This window comes from Pseudarthrobacter sp. B4EP4b (assembly GCF_006680095.1).
Classification (GTDB): Bacteria; Actinomycetota; Actinomycetes; order Actinomycetales; family Micrococcaceae; genus Arthrobacter.
Window position 1 is genome coordinate 41,502 of sequence record NZ_VHIJ01000055.1, and the last position, 13,728, is coordinate 55,229.

The 13,728-nt window shown below is 65.0% G+C and carries 14 protein-coding genes; 5 read left to right on the forward strand and 9 right to left on the reverse strand.

The features are described 5' to 3' along the window. Window positions 1–10: 10 nt before the first annotated feature. A complete protein-coding gene (locus FNL14_RS19085; RefSeq protein WP_091419280.1) occupies window positions 11–1,540 on the forward strand; it encodes a bifunctional diguanylate cyclase/phosphodiesterase in 1,530 nt (509 codons plus the stop codon). A gap of 170 nt (window positions 1,541–1,710) precedes the next feature. Next, a complete protein-coding gene (locus FNL14_RS19090) occupies window positions 1,711–2,775 on the forward strand; it encodes an EAL domain-containing protein (RefSeq protein ID WP_091419278.1) in 1,065 nt (354 codons plus the stop codon). A gap of 63 nt (window positions 2,776–2,838) precedes the next feature. Here FNL14_RS19090 and FNL14_RS19095 read toward each other — a convergent pair whose 3' ends face one another. Further along, window positions 2,839–3,075 carry a DUF6480 family protein gene (locus FNL14_RS19095; RefSeq protein ID WP_142063240.1) on the reverse strand — a complete coding sequence of 79 codons (237 nt, stop codon included), beginning with the start codon at window positions 3,073–3,075 and terminating at the stop codon, window positions 2,839–2,841. Between the two features lie 139 nt (window positions 3,076–3,214). On the opposite strand from FNL14_RS19095, the gene FNL14_RS19100 reads away from it, so the two are divergent. Further along, entirely contained in the window at window positions 3,215–3,676 is a 462-nt protein-coding gene (locus FNL14_RS19100) for a hypothetical protein (protein WP_142063243.1), read from the forward strand. 24 nt (window positions 3,677–3,700) lie between these two features. Here FNL14_RS19100 and FNL14_RS19105 read toward each other — a convergent pair whose 3' ends face one another. The 8 genes from FNL14_RS19105 to FNL14_RS19140 all read right to left on the reverse strand — a co-directional run bounded on the left by FNL14_RS19105 (window position 3,701) and on the right by FNL14_RS19140 (window position 11,430). Then, on the reverse strand, window positions 3,701–4,513 hold the full coding sequence (locus FNL14_RS19105; RefSeq protein ID WP_255470925.1) for a glycerophosphodiester phosphodiesterase: 813 nt from the start codon (window positions 4,511–4,513) through the stop codon (window positions 3,701–3,703). Between the two features lie 54 nt (window positions 4,514–4,567). Beyond that, window positions 4,568–4,813 carry a hypothetical protein gene (locus FNL14_RS19110; protein ID WP_142063246.1) on the reverse strand — a complete coding sequence of 82 codons (246 nt, stop codon included), beginning with the start codon at window positions 4,811–4,813 and terminating at the stop codon, window positions 4,568–4,570. Window positions 4,814–4,908: 95 nt separating this feature from the next. Beyond that, a complete protein-coding gene (locus FNL14_RS19115) occupies window positions 4,909–5,727 on the reverse strand; it encodes an HAD family hydrolase (protein ID WP_142063248.1) in 819 nt (272 codons plus the stop codon). A gap of 27 nt (window positions 5,728–5,754) precedes the next feature. Beyond that, window positions 5,755–7,026 carry an acyl-CoA dehydrogenase family protein gene (locus tag FNL14_RS19120; RefSeq protein WP_142063251.1) on the reverse strand — a complete coding sequence of 424 codons (1,272 nt, stop codon included), beginning with the start codon at window positions 7,024–7,026 and terminating at the stop codon, window positions 5,755–5,757. Continuing rightward, window positions 7,023–7,763: a GTP cyclohydrolase II gene (gene ribA / locus FNL14_RS19125; protein ID WP_142063254.1), complete on the reverse strand. Its 741-nt coding sequence runs from the start codon at window positions 7,761–7,763 to the stop codon at window positions 7,023–7,025. The genes FNL14_RS19120 and ribA overlap by 4 nt, the downstream gene beginning before the upstream one ends. 93 nt (window positions 7,764–7,856) lie before the next feature. Further along, window positions 7,857–8,678, reverse strand: coding sequence for an IclR family transcriptional regulator (locus FNL14_RS19130; RefSeq protein ID WP_142063257.1), 822 nt, complete (start codon window positions 8,676–8,678; stop codon window positions 7,857–7,859). Between the two features lie 84 nt (window positions 8,679–8,762). Further along, window positions 8,763–10,016: an aminopeptidase P family protein gene (locus tag FNL14_RS19135; protein WP_142063322.1), complete on the reverse strand. Its 1,254-nt coding sequence runs from the start codon at window positions 10,014–10,016 to the stop codon at window positions 8,763–8,765. 58 nt (window positions 10,017–10,074) lie between these two features. Then, window positions 10,075–11,430, reverse strand: coding sequence for an MFS transporter (locus tag FNL14_RS19140; protein ID WP_142063260.1), 1,356 nt, complete (start codon window positions 11,428–11,430; stop codon window positions 10,075–10,077). 478 nt (window positions 11,431–11,908) lie between these two features. On the opposite strand from FNL14_RS19140, the gene FNL14_RS19145 reads away from it, so the two are divergent. Next, window positions 11,909–13,015, forward strand: coding sequence for an S-(hydroxymethyl)mycothiol dehydrogenase (locus FNL14_RS19145; RefSeq protein ID WP_142063263.1), 1,107 nt, complete (start codon window positions 11,909–11,911; stop codon window positions 13,013–13,015). After that, complete coding sequence (locus FNL14_RS19150) at window positions 13,015–13,635, forward strand: MBL fold metallo-hydrolase (protein WP_142063266.1); 621 nt, start codon at window positions 13,015–13,017, stop codon at window positions 13,633–13,635. The genes FNL14_RS19145 and FNL14_RS19150 overlap by 1 nt, the downstream gene beginning before the upstream one ends. Window positions 13,636–13,728: the final 93 nt, after the last annotated feature.

The following is a 13,728-nucleotide window of genomic DNA, read 5'->3' on the forward strand; positions in this document are numbered from 1 at the left end:
GGAGGAACCGATGTTTGCCGACAACGACCCCCGGCTTTCGCAACTGCTCGAAGGCATTGTGCGGCTGGCATCGGGAGACCTTAATTCACGGATCAACGTTTCTGAAGCCCGCGACGAACTTGATGCCATCATTATGGGCACCAACCTCCTGGCCGAGGATCTTCAGATCATCTACGAAGAACTCGAACAGCGGGTGCAGGTACGCACCCAACTCCTGCACGAAGCCCACCTGGAAATGCAGAAAATGGCCATGCAGGACCCCTTGACCGGCCTGGCCAACCGCTCTGCGCTCATCGACGCCTTGAGGGCCGCCATCGAGGACAGCGCGGATGAGGGGCCCGTGATCCTGCTGATGGACCTGGACGCCTTTAAGTCCATCAACGACAGCCTCGGCCACACCGCCGGCGACCAGGTACTGGTCACGGTGGGCGAACGGGTCCGCGCGGCGGTGCGGGACACGGACGTCGTCGCCCGGCTGGGCGGAGACGAGTTCGCAATCGTGATGCCGGCGGTCTCCGCCGACCAGGCCGCCATCGTGGGGCACCGCATCCTGGCGTCGCTGAATGACCCGATCGAGCTGCCGGGGAGGAGCGTGCGCTGCGGGGCCAGCATCGGACTGAGCGTTGGCGGCGCCGGCCAGACGCCCGAGGACATGCTGATGGAGGCCGACGTCGCCATGTACGCCTCCAAGGCTGAGGGGCAGAACAGGCTCCACCGGTTCGAACCCGGCCTGCTGCTGGTACGCAGGCTCCGCAGCCAACTGGTGGAGGACCTCCGCACCGCTATCAGGACCGACGGATTGACCCTGCACTACCAGCCGGTAGTGGAGCTGGGCTCCGGCCGGATCGAAGGCGTGGAGGCGCTGGTCCGCTGGAACCACCCCACCCGCGGGCTCATAATGCCCGACGAATTCATTCCGTTGGCCGAGGAGGCCGGGCTGATCTCCGAACTGGGGCTGTGGGTGCTGCGGGCCTCGGTGCGCCAGCTGCGGGAATGGATCGCCGGACAGTTCGTGGACCAGCGCTTCTCCGTGCGGATCAACATCTCCGCCACGGACCTGCAAAGCCTCCAGTTCATTGAGGATGTGCGGAACGTCCTGAAGGAAACCGGCGTCCGGCCCGAACAGGTGGTCCTGGAACTGACCGAGGTGGCCATCGTCAAGGGCAATGAACTGGACCGTTACTCGCTGGGCGGGCTGCGCGGCCTCGGCGTCGGGATCGAAATCGATGACTTCGGAACGGGCTATTCGTCCATCAGCTATCTGCGCCGCTTGCCCGTGGACCGGGTCAAGGTGGACCGCTCGCTGATCGACGGCCTTGGCACCGATCCAGGCCAGCCGGCACTTGTGGCGGCTGTCCTGCAACTCATCCGGGCCTGCGGCCTGGAGGCGGTCTGGGAAGGGGTCGAAACCGCGGAACAGGCGGAGATCCTCCGCGGCCTGGGCTGCCTCAGCGCCCAGGGCTATTACTTCAGCAGGCCGGTTCCGCCGGACCAGGTTCCCGATCTGTTGGCGGCACAGCCGGAAAGCGCTAACCAGTAAGGCGAAATGTACTGCGCTTTTGTCCGCCCCGATATACGATCATCGTGCTGGGTCTAATTTTCGTCACCGTGATTTTGCGGCTTGCCAGCATCATTGGACTTTAGAAGCGGTTATCAATTGAACATCAAAGGGCCATTGGGTCATTACTTCGTCAACTGGGGGCGTAGCTAATGTCGGTTCGAGTACAGGCGTGGGGAATCATCGCCGCTGTTTTGGGGGATCCGGATCCGTCCGGGGCCGCTGTCCGGCAACGCCTCAGCAAGAGCCTCGATGAGAATCCTGGCGTGCCCGAAAGGGCCTTGCTGGAGTATCTCCTGGAAACCCGCCGCAGCGACGCCAACACCGTTGAAACGCTGGACAGTGTCCGGAAAATGCGCCTGGAACCCAGCGCTATTCCGCCACAGCTTGCGGAACGGATTGATGCAATCCGCAGCATGTCCCGCATCAGCGCATTGCTTGAAAGCCAAATGCTGATGACGGCGTTCCAGCCCATTTATGGGCTGGCCGACGAAACAGTAGTGGGTGTCGAGGCGTTGTCGCGCTTTGTCAGCGACGACGGCGCGGCCGCGGAACTGTGGTTCGCCGAGGCAGCAGCCGTAGGCTTGGGCGCAAACCTGGAGTTTTCCGCGCTCGGGTCAGCCGCTGCCGCAGCCCGGGATCTCCCGCAAAACCTTTACGTCTCGCTGAACATTTCACCCACGTCCTGCCTGGATCCGCGGCTGCCGGAATTGTTCGAGCACATCGACCTGCCCATCAGCCGGGTGGTGCTCGAACTGACCGAATCCGTCAGTGACGAGGAGTACCCGCAGTTCATCGCCGCCATCAACCCTCTGCGCGACCAGGGCCTGCGCATCGCGGTTGATGACACCCACCCGGGGGCCGGTGCGCTGAGCCGGATGGTGCACCTGCGGCCGGACTTCCTGAAAGTCGGCCGGAACGTCATTGGCGATGTGGACAACGACGGCATCCAGCGCGCCCTTGCCGGCTGCCTGGTGGACTTCGCTGAGCAGATCGGCACCACTCTGATAGCGGAGGGCATCGAGACAGTCGGCGAGCTCAAGGTCCTGACGGAGCTGGGCATCAGCGCCGGCCAGGGCTACCTCCTGGGCCGGCCGTCGGTGCGGCCGCAGGACTGGGCGAGCTGGAACACCCGCCTGGACATGGACGGCCTGAAGAGCCAGCTTGTGGGCCCGGAACAGTCCGGGCACGTTTCGCCGCCCAAAGAGATGCACTGACAAACGACGTGCACTGATAACGAGCTGCACTGACTCAGGCCAGCCCGGCATGGGCCGGCCTGCTTACTCGTCGTGGCCCTGGTCGCCGCTCATTTGGTCCTCGGCCGGCGGCGTCTCGCCCGGAGGCACTCCCCCGCCGGGCTCCAGCCCCGTGACGTTGCCCTCCGCCGGGTCCGGATTCGGTGAGCCTGCAGAGTCCTTGCCTCCCTGTGGACCGGCGCCCTGCAGACCGGCGTCCGGGTGATGTTTGCCCGGCTGGTCTGGATTGGCGGGGTCGTTTTCCGGATGGTAACTGCTCACAGTATGGATCCTTCCTGCCCGGCCGCGGCCCATTGCCTCAGCTCTGGACTAATTGTAAGCATGCTGATAATTCTGGAAGGGTAATGCTCCGGAAAGTCCACTGGGGGCGCCGGAGCGCGATGTCGGAAGGAGCAGTCACATGGGTATCGGCGACAGCATCGGCAAGGCAGCAGAAAACGCCATGGAGGATCTCGCCGGAACGAGCGATCCCGCCGAGAAACGGGATGTTCCTGACCCCGCGGATCCCAACAGCGACGTGGAGGTCCACTCCTCCCTCAGCGAAGGGTCCAACGCCATGGAAGCCGAGAAGCAGAAGGCACCCGGGCTGAAGGCCGGACCAGCGCCAGGGCCGGTCTCGGAATCGCCCTTGGGCGGCGACGTTGACGACACCAACAATGATCGGGCGAACGACGACGGCGGGCTGGCCGGCAGTGCATCCGCTCCCGCCGGCGGGATGGAGTCAGGTGGCGGAGGCTCAACTCAGGGCGTTCCGGGGGTTTCCGGAGGATTGCCGGACAGCAACCCCGACGAGTTGAGGGCCGATCCGACCGAAGGTGACCAGGACCCGTCCACGAGCACAGGCCGGGACTATAAGGAATAGGCCAACAGGGAATAGCCCGCCCGGTCAGGACTCCTGCCGTCCGTCGGGCCACTCACCGCGTTCGCGCAGCACGTCCCGGAGCAGGTCCGCGCGGTCGGTGACGAGCCCGTCCACGCCCAGCTCCAGCAGGCGGCGCATCTCAACGGGATCGTTGATGGTCCAGACATGGACCACCAGCCCCAGGGAGTGCGCACGCCGGACAAACCCGGGGGTGACCACCTCGATCCCGCCCCTGCGCGCAGGCACCTGGAGGGCGTGGACATCATGCAGGATCCGGCGCATGGCCCAGCGGAAAACAGGTCCCGGCAGCAGCCGCCCCAACACAACAAACAGGGCCACCGGAACAGCGCCGGCTGACGACGCCACAGGCCGGCTCAGCAGCTTGAGCACGGCCCGCCGCCGCCGGTCCGAAAAGCTGGTCACCAGCACCCGGTGGTGCGCCTGGTGGCGTTCGATGGCGGCGGCAAGGCTCCGGACGGAGTTCCAGTCCTTGACGTCCACGTTGAGGCGCGCGCCGGGAAGCCCGGTGACCAGGTCATCAAAGGTGGGGACGGGCTCACGGCCTGCGATTTTCGCCAAGGCCACGTCGGCAGCTGTCAGGCTGGCGATGCGGCCTGCCCCGTCGGTCACCCGGTCCAGGGTCTCGTCATGGAAAACGAGCACCACCCCGTCCGCCGTGGTGTGGACATCCGTTTCCAGGTACTGGTAGCCGAGTTCGACGGCGGCGCGGAACGCGGACATGGAGTTCTCCAGCCCCTCGCGTGAAAAACCGCGGTGGGCCATGGCGACTGGCGGTTGGGCCCCCGTGCCGGTGTGGGTGAAGAATGGCAGACTCACGTTGTGAGCGTACCGGAGCGGGAGCACCCGCAGGGCGCTGCCGCCAAGCAGCCCCTAGTCTTCCGGGTGTATCTCCACACCGTCGCTGCAGTGCAGCAAGGTACGCCCGCGGCCGCCGTCGAGGTTCACCCATACCGCGGTATGGTCGCCGGTGATCGCGTCCACCAGCCCGCCCGTTTCAAAACCGGGCGTGAGGACCACGCGGACGCGGTCGCCCTGCCGGAGCTGTTTCCAGTGCGGAGCGGGCGTTGCCTTGCGCAGCGGCGCATCAGCAGCGCCGTGTTTTACAGTTCGTGCCATCGTTACCCCTTGAGCCGTAAGGGGAGGTGTTGCCCCCTGCTTCCACCTTAGGGAGCAAAGGTGAACGCCAGGTGAGCGCAGGCTGTGAAAAGGGCTTAGGGAAGCTGGACACCCAGCGAAGCCAGCCGGGCCTCGAGGACCTGGGCCACGCCGTCGTCGTCAAAATGCGGCGCCTGCTGCCCCGCGGCAAGGATGGCCTCCGGGTGTCCACTGGCCATCGCGTAGCCGTGGCCGGCCCAGCGGAGCATTTCGATATCGTTGGGCATGTCCCCAAAGGCCACAACGTCAGCGGCGCCAATGCCCAGCGAGGCCGCGTATTCCGCCAGCGTCACCGCTTTGTTGATACCGGGAAGGCACAGCTCCAGCATCGCAACCCCCGGCGAGGAGTGCGTGACGGCCGCCAGATGTCCGACGGCGGGCCGCACCTCGGCGAGGAAGTCGTCCGGGGTGCCCTCCCGGACGATCGCCAGGAACTTGACCACCGAGTCATCCGCGGCGAGGGTTTCGGCGAGCGGCGCGGGGGTGAACTCGCTGAGCAGTTCGCTGGATTCGTTCTCGATGAAGCCGGGTTCGAGGTGGAAGCCGGTCAGGGTTTCGGCGGCGAACAGGGCGGCAGGGCGGAGCTCCTTGATGATCCGGCGGACCTCCAGCACGGTCCCGATGGGCAGCGTGCGGGCGGACACCAGCTTTTCCGTTTCGAGGTCCCAGACGACGGCGCCGTTGGAGCAAATGACGGTGCCGGTGTGGCCCAGCTGGTCCTGCAGGGGGTGCAGCCAGCGCGGCGGCCGGCCAGTGACAAAGACGAGTTCGACGCCGGCGTCGCGGCAGGCGTGGAAGGCGCGGACGGTGCGGTCACTGATTTTTCCGTCGTGTCCAAGGATCGTTCCGTCAATATCGCTCGCTACCAACCGCATCCGGCAAGTCTACGTGGCCGTCCCCTGCTAGAAGCTTGCGACGGTGAGGCCCAGGCCCAGGAGGCCGCGGCCTGCCTGCTCAAGGATCGGATCGGTGGCCAGGGTCGGATGGTTGAGCAGGACGCTGACGTCGCGCTGGATCCGTTGAAGGGGGTGTGCAAGCCGGTGGGCGCTGCCGCCGGAGCCCGCCATGATCATGGTGACAGCCTGCGCGGACGCCTCGCCGCTGAGGGCAAAGGACAGCCGGTATTGCGCCCTTTCCTCCTCGGTCATGCCCGCGCCCGATACCTGCCCCGACTGCCGCCAATGGGACGCTGCTGCCAAACGCGCCGCCTCTGCCCAGTGCAGCCGCGCGGTAGTGACCAGTCCGTACGCCTGGGCAAACCGGGCCTGCGCGAGCGGCGAATCACCCTGGCGGTTCTCCGCCGTGTTCTTGACCTTGCGCTTGAGCATCTGTCCGCGGAACAGTTCCAGGGCATATTCCGCGGCGCCCAGGGCAGCGGACGGCGCCACGATGTTCAGGAGGGTGGCCATGGGCGTATGGATCATTGGATCCGGATGGATCCGGCTGCCGGGGTTGTCCGCAGCGGCCAGCAGTGACCATTCCATGGTTCTGTGGGCGGGGACAAACAGCCCCTCGGCGTGGATGTCATTGCTCCCGGTTCCCCGAAGGCCGGCGGTGTGCCAGGTGTCCACCACCTCCACATCATCAATGGGAACGAGGCACTGCAGCCTGACTTTGTTGTGCCCGGGCCCATCGTGTTCAACCGCCAGAAGTGCCCACTGTGAGTGCAGCACTCCCGAGGCGAAGCTCCAGCGGCCGGTGATGAGGAACCCGCCAGGCACCTTCTCGGCAATACCAAGGGGTGCGCCGGTGGCGGCGGCCAGAGGGGCGGGCCCCTCGGCGAAGACTTCATCCTGGGCGGCCTTGGGCCAGCGTGCGAGCATCCAGACGTGCTCGATCAGGTGTCCAACGTTCCAGGCAGTGGAAGGGCAGCCTTCCGCCAGCCTTCGCACCACCTCGACGTAGGTGTCCACGCCCATGCCGTATCCGCCCACCCCTTTGGGAGCGAGGATCTTGAAGACGCCCGCCTCCTGCAGCTCAGCCATGGTGCTCTCGGGGATGCGCCGGAGGCGTTCCGTTTCCTCGGCGCGCTCCCGCAGCCGGGGAATGAGGGCATCAACGCGGGCGAGCAGTTCATCATGGGTGGGGATATACCCGTGCGCCTTGCTCAAAGCATGGAAGCCGGCGTCGAGGTCCAGGGGTGCGATCGCGGTGTCGTCAAGAAAAATTGTCATGTGCGGTCCTGTTCGGAAAGTGGCCGGGTTAAGGCGGGCAGGTTCAGCGTGTGCCCGGTGTGGTCCCGCTTGGCTGCCAGGTAGCGGTGGTTGGCTTCGGAGAGGTGCACGCCGGTGGGAACCTGCTCGGCGACGCTGATGCCGTGGCTGCTGAGTTGCGCCGCCTTGTCCGGGTTGTTGCTCAACAGCCGGATGGAGTCCACGCCCAGGGTGGTGAGCATCTGGGCGGCAGCGGTGTAGTCCCGTTCGTCCTCGCCGTGCCCCAGGGCAACGTTGGCTTCGTAGGTGTCCAGGCCCGTGTCCTGGAGTGCGTAGGCATCCAGCTTTGCGTAAAGACCGATTCCGCGGCCTTCCTGCCGGAGGTAGAGAAGGAAGCCGCCGGTGGCCGCAACTGCTTCGACACCTTCGCGAAGCTGGGGTCCGCAGTCACAGCGTTCACTGCCGAAGACGTCGCCGGTGAGGCATTCGCTGTGGAGCCGGACCAGGGGCGCCGGCCGCCCGGGTCCCTGCTGCAGCAATGCCTGTTCCCATTCGCCCAGCGCGAGGAGCAGGTGCTCTTTGCCATCGGCCAGCCCGTGGAAGGTCATAACGTCGGCCGGGACTGTGAATCCGTCGTCGAACCGAAGCGGTACGGAGACCTGGCTCCGGACAGTTACCTTCCTTCCCGCTGCGTCCTGGGTCCACACAGTGGCGGCATCGGCGAAGCCGGGGACGTGCTGTTCAAAGGTTGCGGTCATGTCAGTTCCTAGCGGAGGTGGTTGAATCTTCAACTAACCTTACGCCTTATTACTTGAAGCTTCAAGCCTTTTGGTGGAACAAACCGCAGGACCTCAGACTTCCGCAGGAACTCCTTGCTTCCGGCCGGTACCACCCAGCCGGGCCGTGACCTTCGCCGCCGCGGCGGCACAGGATTCCCCGAGCGCCTGGAGGCGGTCCTGCGACACCCGGAACCGCGGAGCCGGGATCAGGACCGCGGCCACCATCTCGCCGCGGTGGTCGAAGACGGGGGCAGCAAGTCCCACTTCGTCGATGGAGGTTTCGCCGTAGTTGATGGCCCAGCCGCGCCGCGCATCGTCCTTCAACCGGACGAGGTACGCGTCCAGGCTGGCTTCGTCCAGGCCGGGGTAGGTGATGGCGCCGCTGCTGAGGAGGGAACGGACGCGGGGTTCGGGTTCCTGGGCCAGGAAGACCTGTACTGAGGCGCTGAAGGCATCACTGTAACGGGCGCCAAGCGGGGTGGTGTGCTTGATCTGGTGGCGGCTGGCGATCTGTTCCACGCAGATGGATTCATCGCCGCTCCACACCATCAGGGCGCTGGTTTCCCCGGTTTGTTCGGACAGCTCGCGGAGCACGGGGTAGGCCACCCGGCGCTCCTCAAGTTCCGCCAGCAGGGGCCCTGCCACGGCAATCAGCCCCAGTCCCAGCCGGAACCGGCGCGTCTCGGCGTCCCTCTCCACCAGGTGCTCCTGCTCAAAGGTGGCCAGGATCCTGGAGACTGTGCTCTTGTGCAGGCCTACGCGGTTGGCGATCTCGGTGACTCCGAGGAGCGGCTCATCCGCGGTAAATGTCCGGAGGACGGCAATGGCGTTGACGATGACGGAAGCGCCCTTGGTGTCGCCGTTGCCAGTGGTTTCGGGTTCTGTTGCGCTCATGATGTAGACCATCATTCCCTAATGAAGGCCGAAAGCGGCGCCGGTATGGTCCCGGCGCCGCCTCGGATATGGGTGCTGCCGAGCTTAGGCTCCGATGATGTTGTATTCGGGGCCGAAGGGGAACTTGGTGATGTTTTCCGCACCGTCTTCGCCCACCACCAGGATGTCGTGCTCGCGGTAGCCGCCGGCGCCGGGCTGGCCGTCCAGGACCGTGATCATCGGTTCCATGGAAACCACCATGCCCGGTTCCAGCACAGTGTCGATGTCCTCGCGGAGCTCGAGCCCGGCTTCCCGGCCGTAGTAGTGGCTGAGGACGCCGAAGGAGTGCCCGTAGCCGAAGGTGCGGTTGGCCAGCAGGCCATGGCCGACGTAGATCTCATTCAGCTCGGCGGCGATGTCCTTGCAGACGGCGCCGGGCTTGATGAGCTCCAGGCCGCGCTTGTGCACCTCCACGTTGATGTTCCACAGCTCCAGTGAGCGGGCGTCCGGCTCGCCGTAGAACAGGGTGCGCTCAAGGGCGGTGTAGTAGCCCGAGGTCATGGGGAAGCAGTTCAGGGACAGGATGTCGTGTTCCTGGATCTTGCGGGTGGTGGCCCAGTTGTGGGCGCCGTCGGTGTTGATGCCGGACTGGAACCACACCCAGGTGTCGCGGATCTCCGAGTTGGGGAAGGTCCGGGCGATCTCGTGGACCATGGCTTCGGTGCCGATCAGGGCCACCTCGTATTCGGTGATGCCGGCCGTGATGGCGTTGCGGATCGCCTCGCCGCCAAGGTCCCCGATGCGGGCACCGTGCTTGATAACTTCGATTTCCTCGGCCGACTTGATCATGCGCTGGCGCATGGCGGCCTGGGCCACGTCCACGAGGGTTGCCGACGCGAATGCGGCCTGGATCTTGTTGCGGTTGTCCAGCGGCAGCGAGTCGTCTTCGACGCCAAGGCGGCGCGGGTTGATGCCGCGGGTGCGCAGCACTTCCTGGATGGCGAAGATGTAGTTGTCCCGGCGCCAGTCCGTGTAGATGATGTTGTCGCCGTAGCTGCGGCGCCAGGGCATCCCGGCGTCAATGTTTGCCGTCACGGTGACGTTGTCATCCTTGGTGACCACCATGGCGTAGGAACGGCCGAAGGTGGTGAAGAGGAAGTCGGAGTAGTACTTGATGGAGTGGTAGCTGGTGAGGACGACGGCGTCGAGGTCCTTCTCGGCCATGATGCTGCGGAGGCCGGCGAGGCGGCGCTCGAACTCGGCGTCGGAGAAGGTGAGGCTGACCTTTTCGCCGTTCTTGAGGACCTTCAGGCGCTCCAGTTCGGCGACGGACGTTGCGTTCTCGGTGGTGATGGTCATCGTCATGATGCCTTTCTGTTGATGCATTTCTTGAGGTGAGGTTGGTCTGGAAGGGAAGCTATTCGTGGCGCAGGGGCTCCCTGCAGGTTTCCCTGGACAGGGCCACGGCCACGAGGGACACCAGGGCGGCGGCGACCAGGTACCAGGCCGGCGCGAGGTCGTTGGCCGTGGCGGCGATCAGGAGGGTTGCCATGAACGGGGCGGTGCCGCCGAACAGGGCGTTGGAGAGGTTGAAGCTGACGGCGAAGCCGCTGTAGCGGACGCGGGTGGGGAACATCTCGGCCAGGAAGCTGGGGAGCGTGCCGTCATTGAGGGTGAGCATGGCGCCCAGCAGGATCTGGACCAGGACCACCACCAGGAAGTTTCCCGTTCCCAGCAGGGCGAACGCCGGGACTGTCAGCAGGATGAAGCTGACCGATGCGGCAATCAGCACCTTCTTGCGGCCATACCGGTCCGAGAGCATTCCCGTGAGGAAGATGAAGCCGATGTAGGTGACAAGCGCCACCGTAGTGGCCAGGAATGATTCGGTGGCGCCCAGGCCAAGCTCGGAGGACAGGTACGTGGGCATGTAGCTGAGGATGACGTAGAAGCCGACGGCGTTGAGCAGCACTGCCCCGACGGCCTGGAGCAGCTGCCGCCAGTGGTTCCGGAAGAGGCTGGAAACGGGTGCCTTGACGGCCTCGTCCTCCTTGGCCAGTTCGCGGAAGACTGGTGTGTCTTCGAGCTTGGTACGGATGTACCGGCCGATGAGCCCCATTGGGGCAGCCAGGAGGAAGGGCAGGCGCCAGCCCCAGCTGTGCATCGCTTCGGAGCTGAGCAGTGTTGTCAGCAGGCCGGCGAGCAATGACCCCAGGAGCAGCCCGGCGGCCGTGCTGGCGGGCACGACGGCGGCGTAGAGCCCGCGCCGGTTGGCGGGGGCGTATTCCACCAGGAACGCTGATGCTCCGGCATATTCTCCCGAGGCGGAGAAGCCCTGGACCACCCTGATGACCAGGAGCAGGGCCGGAGCCCACAGCCCGATCATGTTGTATCCGGGGATCAGGGCAATGCAGAACGTGGCCCCGGACATGATCAGGATGGACAGCGAGAGGGCGGTTCGCCTGCCCACCCGGTCTCCGATATGCCCCCAGACAAAACCGCCGAGGGGGCGTACCAGGAATGAGATCGCAAACAGGGCAAAGGTCAGGAGGAGCCCGGCCTGGGGATCCGTTTGCGGGAAAAAGACTGCCGCGATGGTGACGGCCAGGTAGCCGTAGACCGCGTAGTCGAACCATTCAACAAAGTTTCCAATGAAGCTGGCCGCGATCACCCGGCGGCGGGTTTCCTTGCTGACGGCACTGTCAGCGGAATTCGAGCCACCGGGCTCCGCGTGCAGACCCTGGTTCCGGGCCACGGAGGAAGTTTCGTTACTCATGTATCCACCAAAGTTGTTATGGTTGCATTCAGCGCAACGCTGTTGCATCAGATTAGGCGTGACCGCCGCCACAGTCAATAGGCGGGGGAGCTGGGCGTCGAGGCGGAGCTGCCTAGGCGAAGGAGGCGTCGACCATAATGGTTGAAGCGTGAGACGATGAACGGAAGTTGCTTCAGTAGCAGCTCTGTTGCATCAAAGAGGACGCGCGACGCCAATGGGCGCGCTCGACGAGCCGCAGTGACGGGCCGTTCTATTGACACCCCGCAGGCCGCCTGACATATTTCGAGTACGCATAATGTGAATCGTGTTGTTCATTACGCAATTCAGGATTCACAACGCAGGTGGAGCGAACGGGATCGACCATCCCTTTGGGGCCGCTTACCTACCCCTTCGGGTAGCCGCCGGGAGGAGCCGCGGCTCCTAGAATTGTTTGTCGGGTCGGGATCGTCGTTCGGCCAACGAAAGGAACACAGGAACCATGGTTCACAAGGTCAAGGCAGTCATTGCCAAGGAAAAGAACGCCCCCGTGTCAGTTGAGACCATCCTGGTGCCGGATCCCGGACCAGGCGAGGCACTGGTGGACATCCTCACCTGCGGCGTCTGCCACACGGACCTGCATTACAAGCAGGGCGGGATCAACGATGAATTCCCCTTCCTGCTGGGCCATGAAGCAACCGGTGTTGTCAGCGCGGTGGGTGACGGGGTTACCTCCATCGCCCCGGGCGACCGCGTCATCCTGAACTGGCGTGCGGTGTGCGGCGAATGCCGGGCGTGCGCGAAGGGCCAGCCGCAGTACTGCTTTAACACCGCCAACGCCGCCCAGAAGATGACCCTTGAGGACGGCACGGAACTCTCGCCCGCCCTTGGTATTGGCGCCTTCGCCGAGAAAACCCTGGTTGCCGCCGGGCAGTGCACCAAGGTGGACCCCGACGTTGATGCCGCCGCCGTGGGCCTGCTGGGCTGCGGTGTAATGGCCGGCATTGGCGCCGCAATCAATACCGGCGAGGTCAAGCGCGGCGAGTCCGTGGCCGTGATCGGCTGCGGCGGTGTGGGCATCGCCGCGATCGCCGGCGCTAAGCTGGCCGGCGCCACCACCATCATCGCTGTGGACATCGACGCCAACAAGGTCGAAATGGCCAAGTCGCTGGGCGCCACGCACGGCATCGATTCCAGCAAGGAAGACCCCATCGAGGCCATCCGTGCCCTTACGGGAGGCAATGGAGCTGATGTGGTGATTGACGCCGTCGGCCGCCCTGAAACGTACAAGCAGGCCTTCTACGCCCGCGACCTCGCCGGCCGCGTGGTCCTGGTGGGCGTCCCCACTCCGGACATGCAGCTGGAACTGCCCCTGCTGGACGTCTTCGGCCGGGGTGGCTCGCTGAAATCCTCCTGGTACGGCGACTGCCTGCCCTCCCGCGACTTCCCCATGCTGGTGAGCCACTACAAGCAGGGCAACCTGGACCTGGACGCTTTTGTCTCCGAGCGCATCAGCATCGACCAGGTGGAGGAAGCCTTCGAGAAGATGCACGAGGGCAAGGTCCTGCGCTCCGTTGTTGAACTGCCTGCCGCGGGAGTGGCTTCCTGATGACCGTCCGGATCGAGAACCTGGTCACCTCCGGCACTTTTTCGCTCGACGGCGGCACCTGGGACGTGGACAACAACGTCTGGATCGTGGGCAACGACGAGGAATGCGTCATTATCGATTCCCCGCACGACGCCTCAGCCATCCTCAACCAGGTTGGTGGCCGGAAGGTCAAAGCCATCCTGCTGACCCACGCGCACAATGACCACATCGGCGCCGCACGCGAGGTGGCTGACGCCGTCGGCGCACCCATCTACCTCAACCCGGAGGACCTGGTCCTCTGGGAACAGGTCTACCCGGACACCGGGCCGGACCAGGAATTGCACGACGGCGACGTCTTTGAGGTGGCTGGGGCGACCCTCAAGGCCATCCACACCCCGGGCCACTCCCCCGGTTCCACGTGCTTCCGCCTGGAAAGCGAAGGAACCGTCTTCACCGGGGACACGCTCTTCAACGGCGGCCCGGGTGCCACCGGGCGGTCCTACAGCGACTACCCCACCATCCTCACCTCGATCCGGGAACGGTTGCTGACCCTGCCCGGTGACACGGTGGTCCGCACCGGACACGGCGACAACACCACCATCGCCGCGGAGCAGGAAACCCTGGCGAAGGTCGCCCCGTAGCCATCGAAGTACCAGAAGTGTCCAGCAAAGGCGCACCAGGAACCTTGGTGCGCCTTTGCTGGTGCCAGAACTACGTATGCCGGTAAGGAAGTT

Bases quoted from the DNA above. Each gene is read 5' to 3' on its own strand.
- FNL14_RS19100 (WP_142063243.1), top strand. From the start codon at position 3,215: ATGGGTATCGGCGACAGCATCGGCAAGGCAGCAGAAAACGCCATGGAG.
- FNL14_RS19150 (WP_142063266.1), top strand. From the start codon at position 13,015: ATGACCGTCCGGATCGAGAACCTGGTCACCTCCGGCACTTTTTCGCTC.
- FNL14_RS19135 (WP_142063322.1), bottom strand. From the start codon at position 10,016: ATGACCATCACCACCGAGAACGCAACGTCCGTCGCCGAACTGGAGCGC.
- FNL14_RS19145 (WP_142063263.1), top strand. From the start codon at position 11,909: ATGGTTCACAAGGTCAAGGCAGTCATTGCCAAGGAAAAGAACGCCCCC.
- FNL14_RS19090 (WP_091419278.1), top strand. From the start codon at position 1,711: ATGTCGGTTCGAGTACAGGCGTGGGGAATCATCGCCGCTGTTTTGGGG.
- FNL14_RS19085 (WP_091419280.1), top strand. From the start codon at position 11: ATGTTTGCCGACAACGACCCCCGGCTTTCGCAACTGCTCGAAGGCATT.
- FNL14_RS19140 (WP_142063260.1), bottom strand. From the start codon at position 11,430: ATGAGTAACGAAACTTCCTCCGTGGCCCGGAACCAGGGTCTGCACGCG.
- FNL14_RS19115 (WP_142063248.1), bottom strand. From the start codon at position 5,727: ATGCGGTTGGTAGCGAGCGATATTGACGGAACGATCCTTGGACACGAC.
- FNL14_RS19110 (WP_142063246.1), bottom strand. From the start codon at position 4,813: ATGGCACGAACTGTAAAACACGGCGCTGCTGATGCGCCGCTGCGCAAG.
- ribA (WP_142063254.1), bottom strand. From the start codon at position 7,763: ATGACCGCAACCTTTGAACAGCACGTCCCCGGCTTCGCCGATGCCGCC.
- FNL14_RS19120 (WP_142063251.1), bottom strand. From the start codon at position 7,026: ATGACAATTTTTCTTGACGACACCGCGATCGCACCCCTGGACCTCGAC.
- FNL14_RS19130 (WP_142063257.1), bottom strand. From the start codon at position 8,678: ATGAGCGCAACAGAACCCGAAACCACTGGCAACGGCGACACCAAGGGC.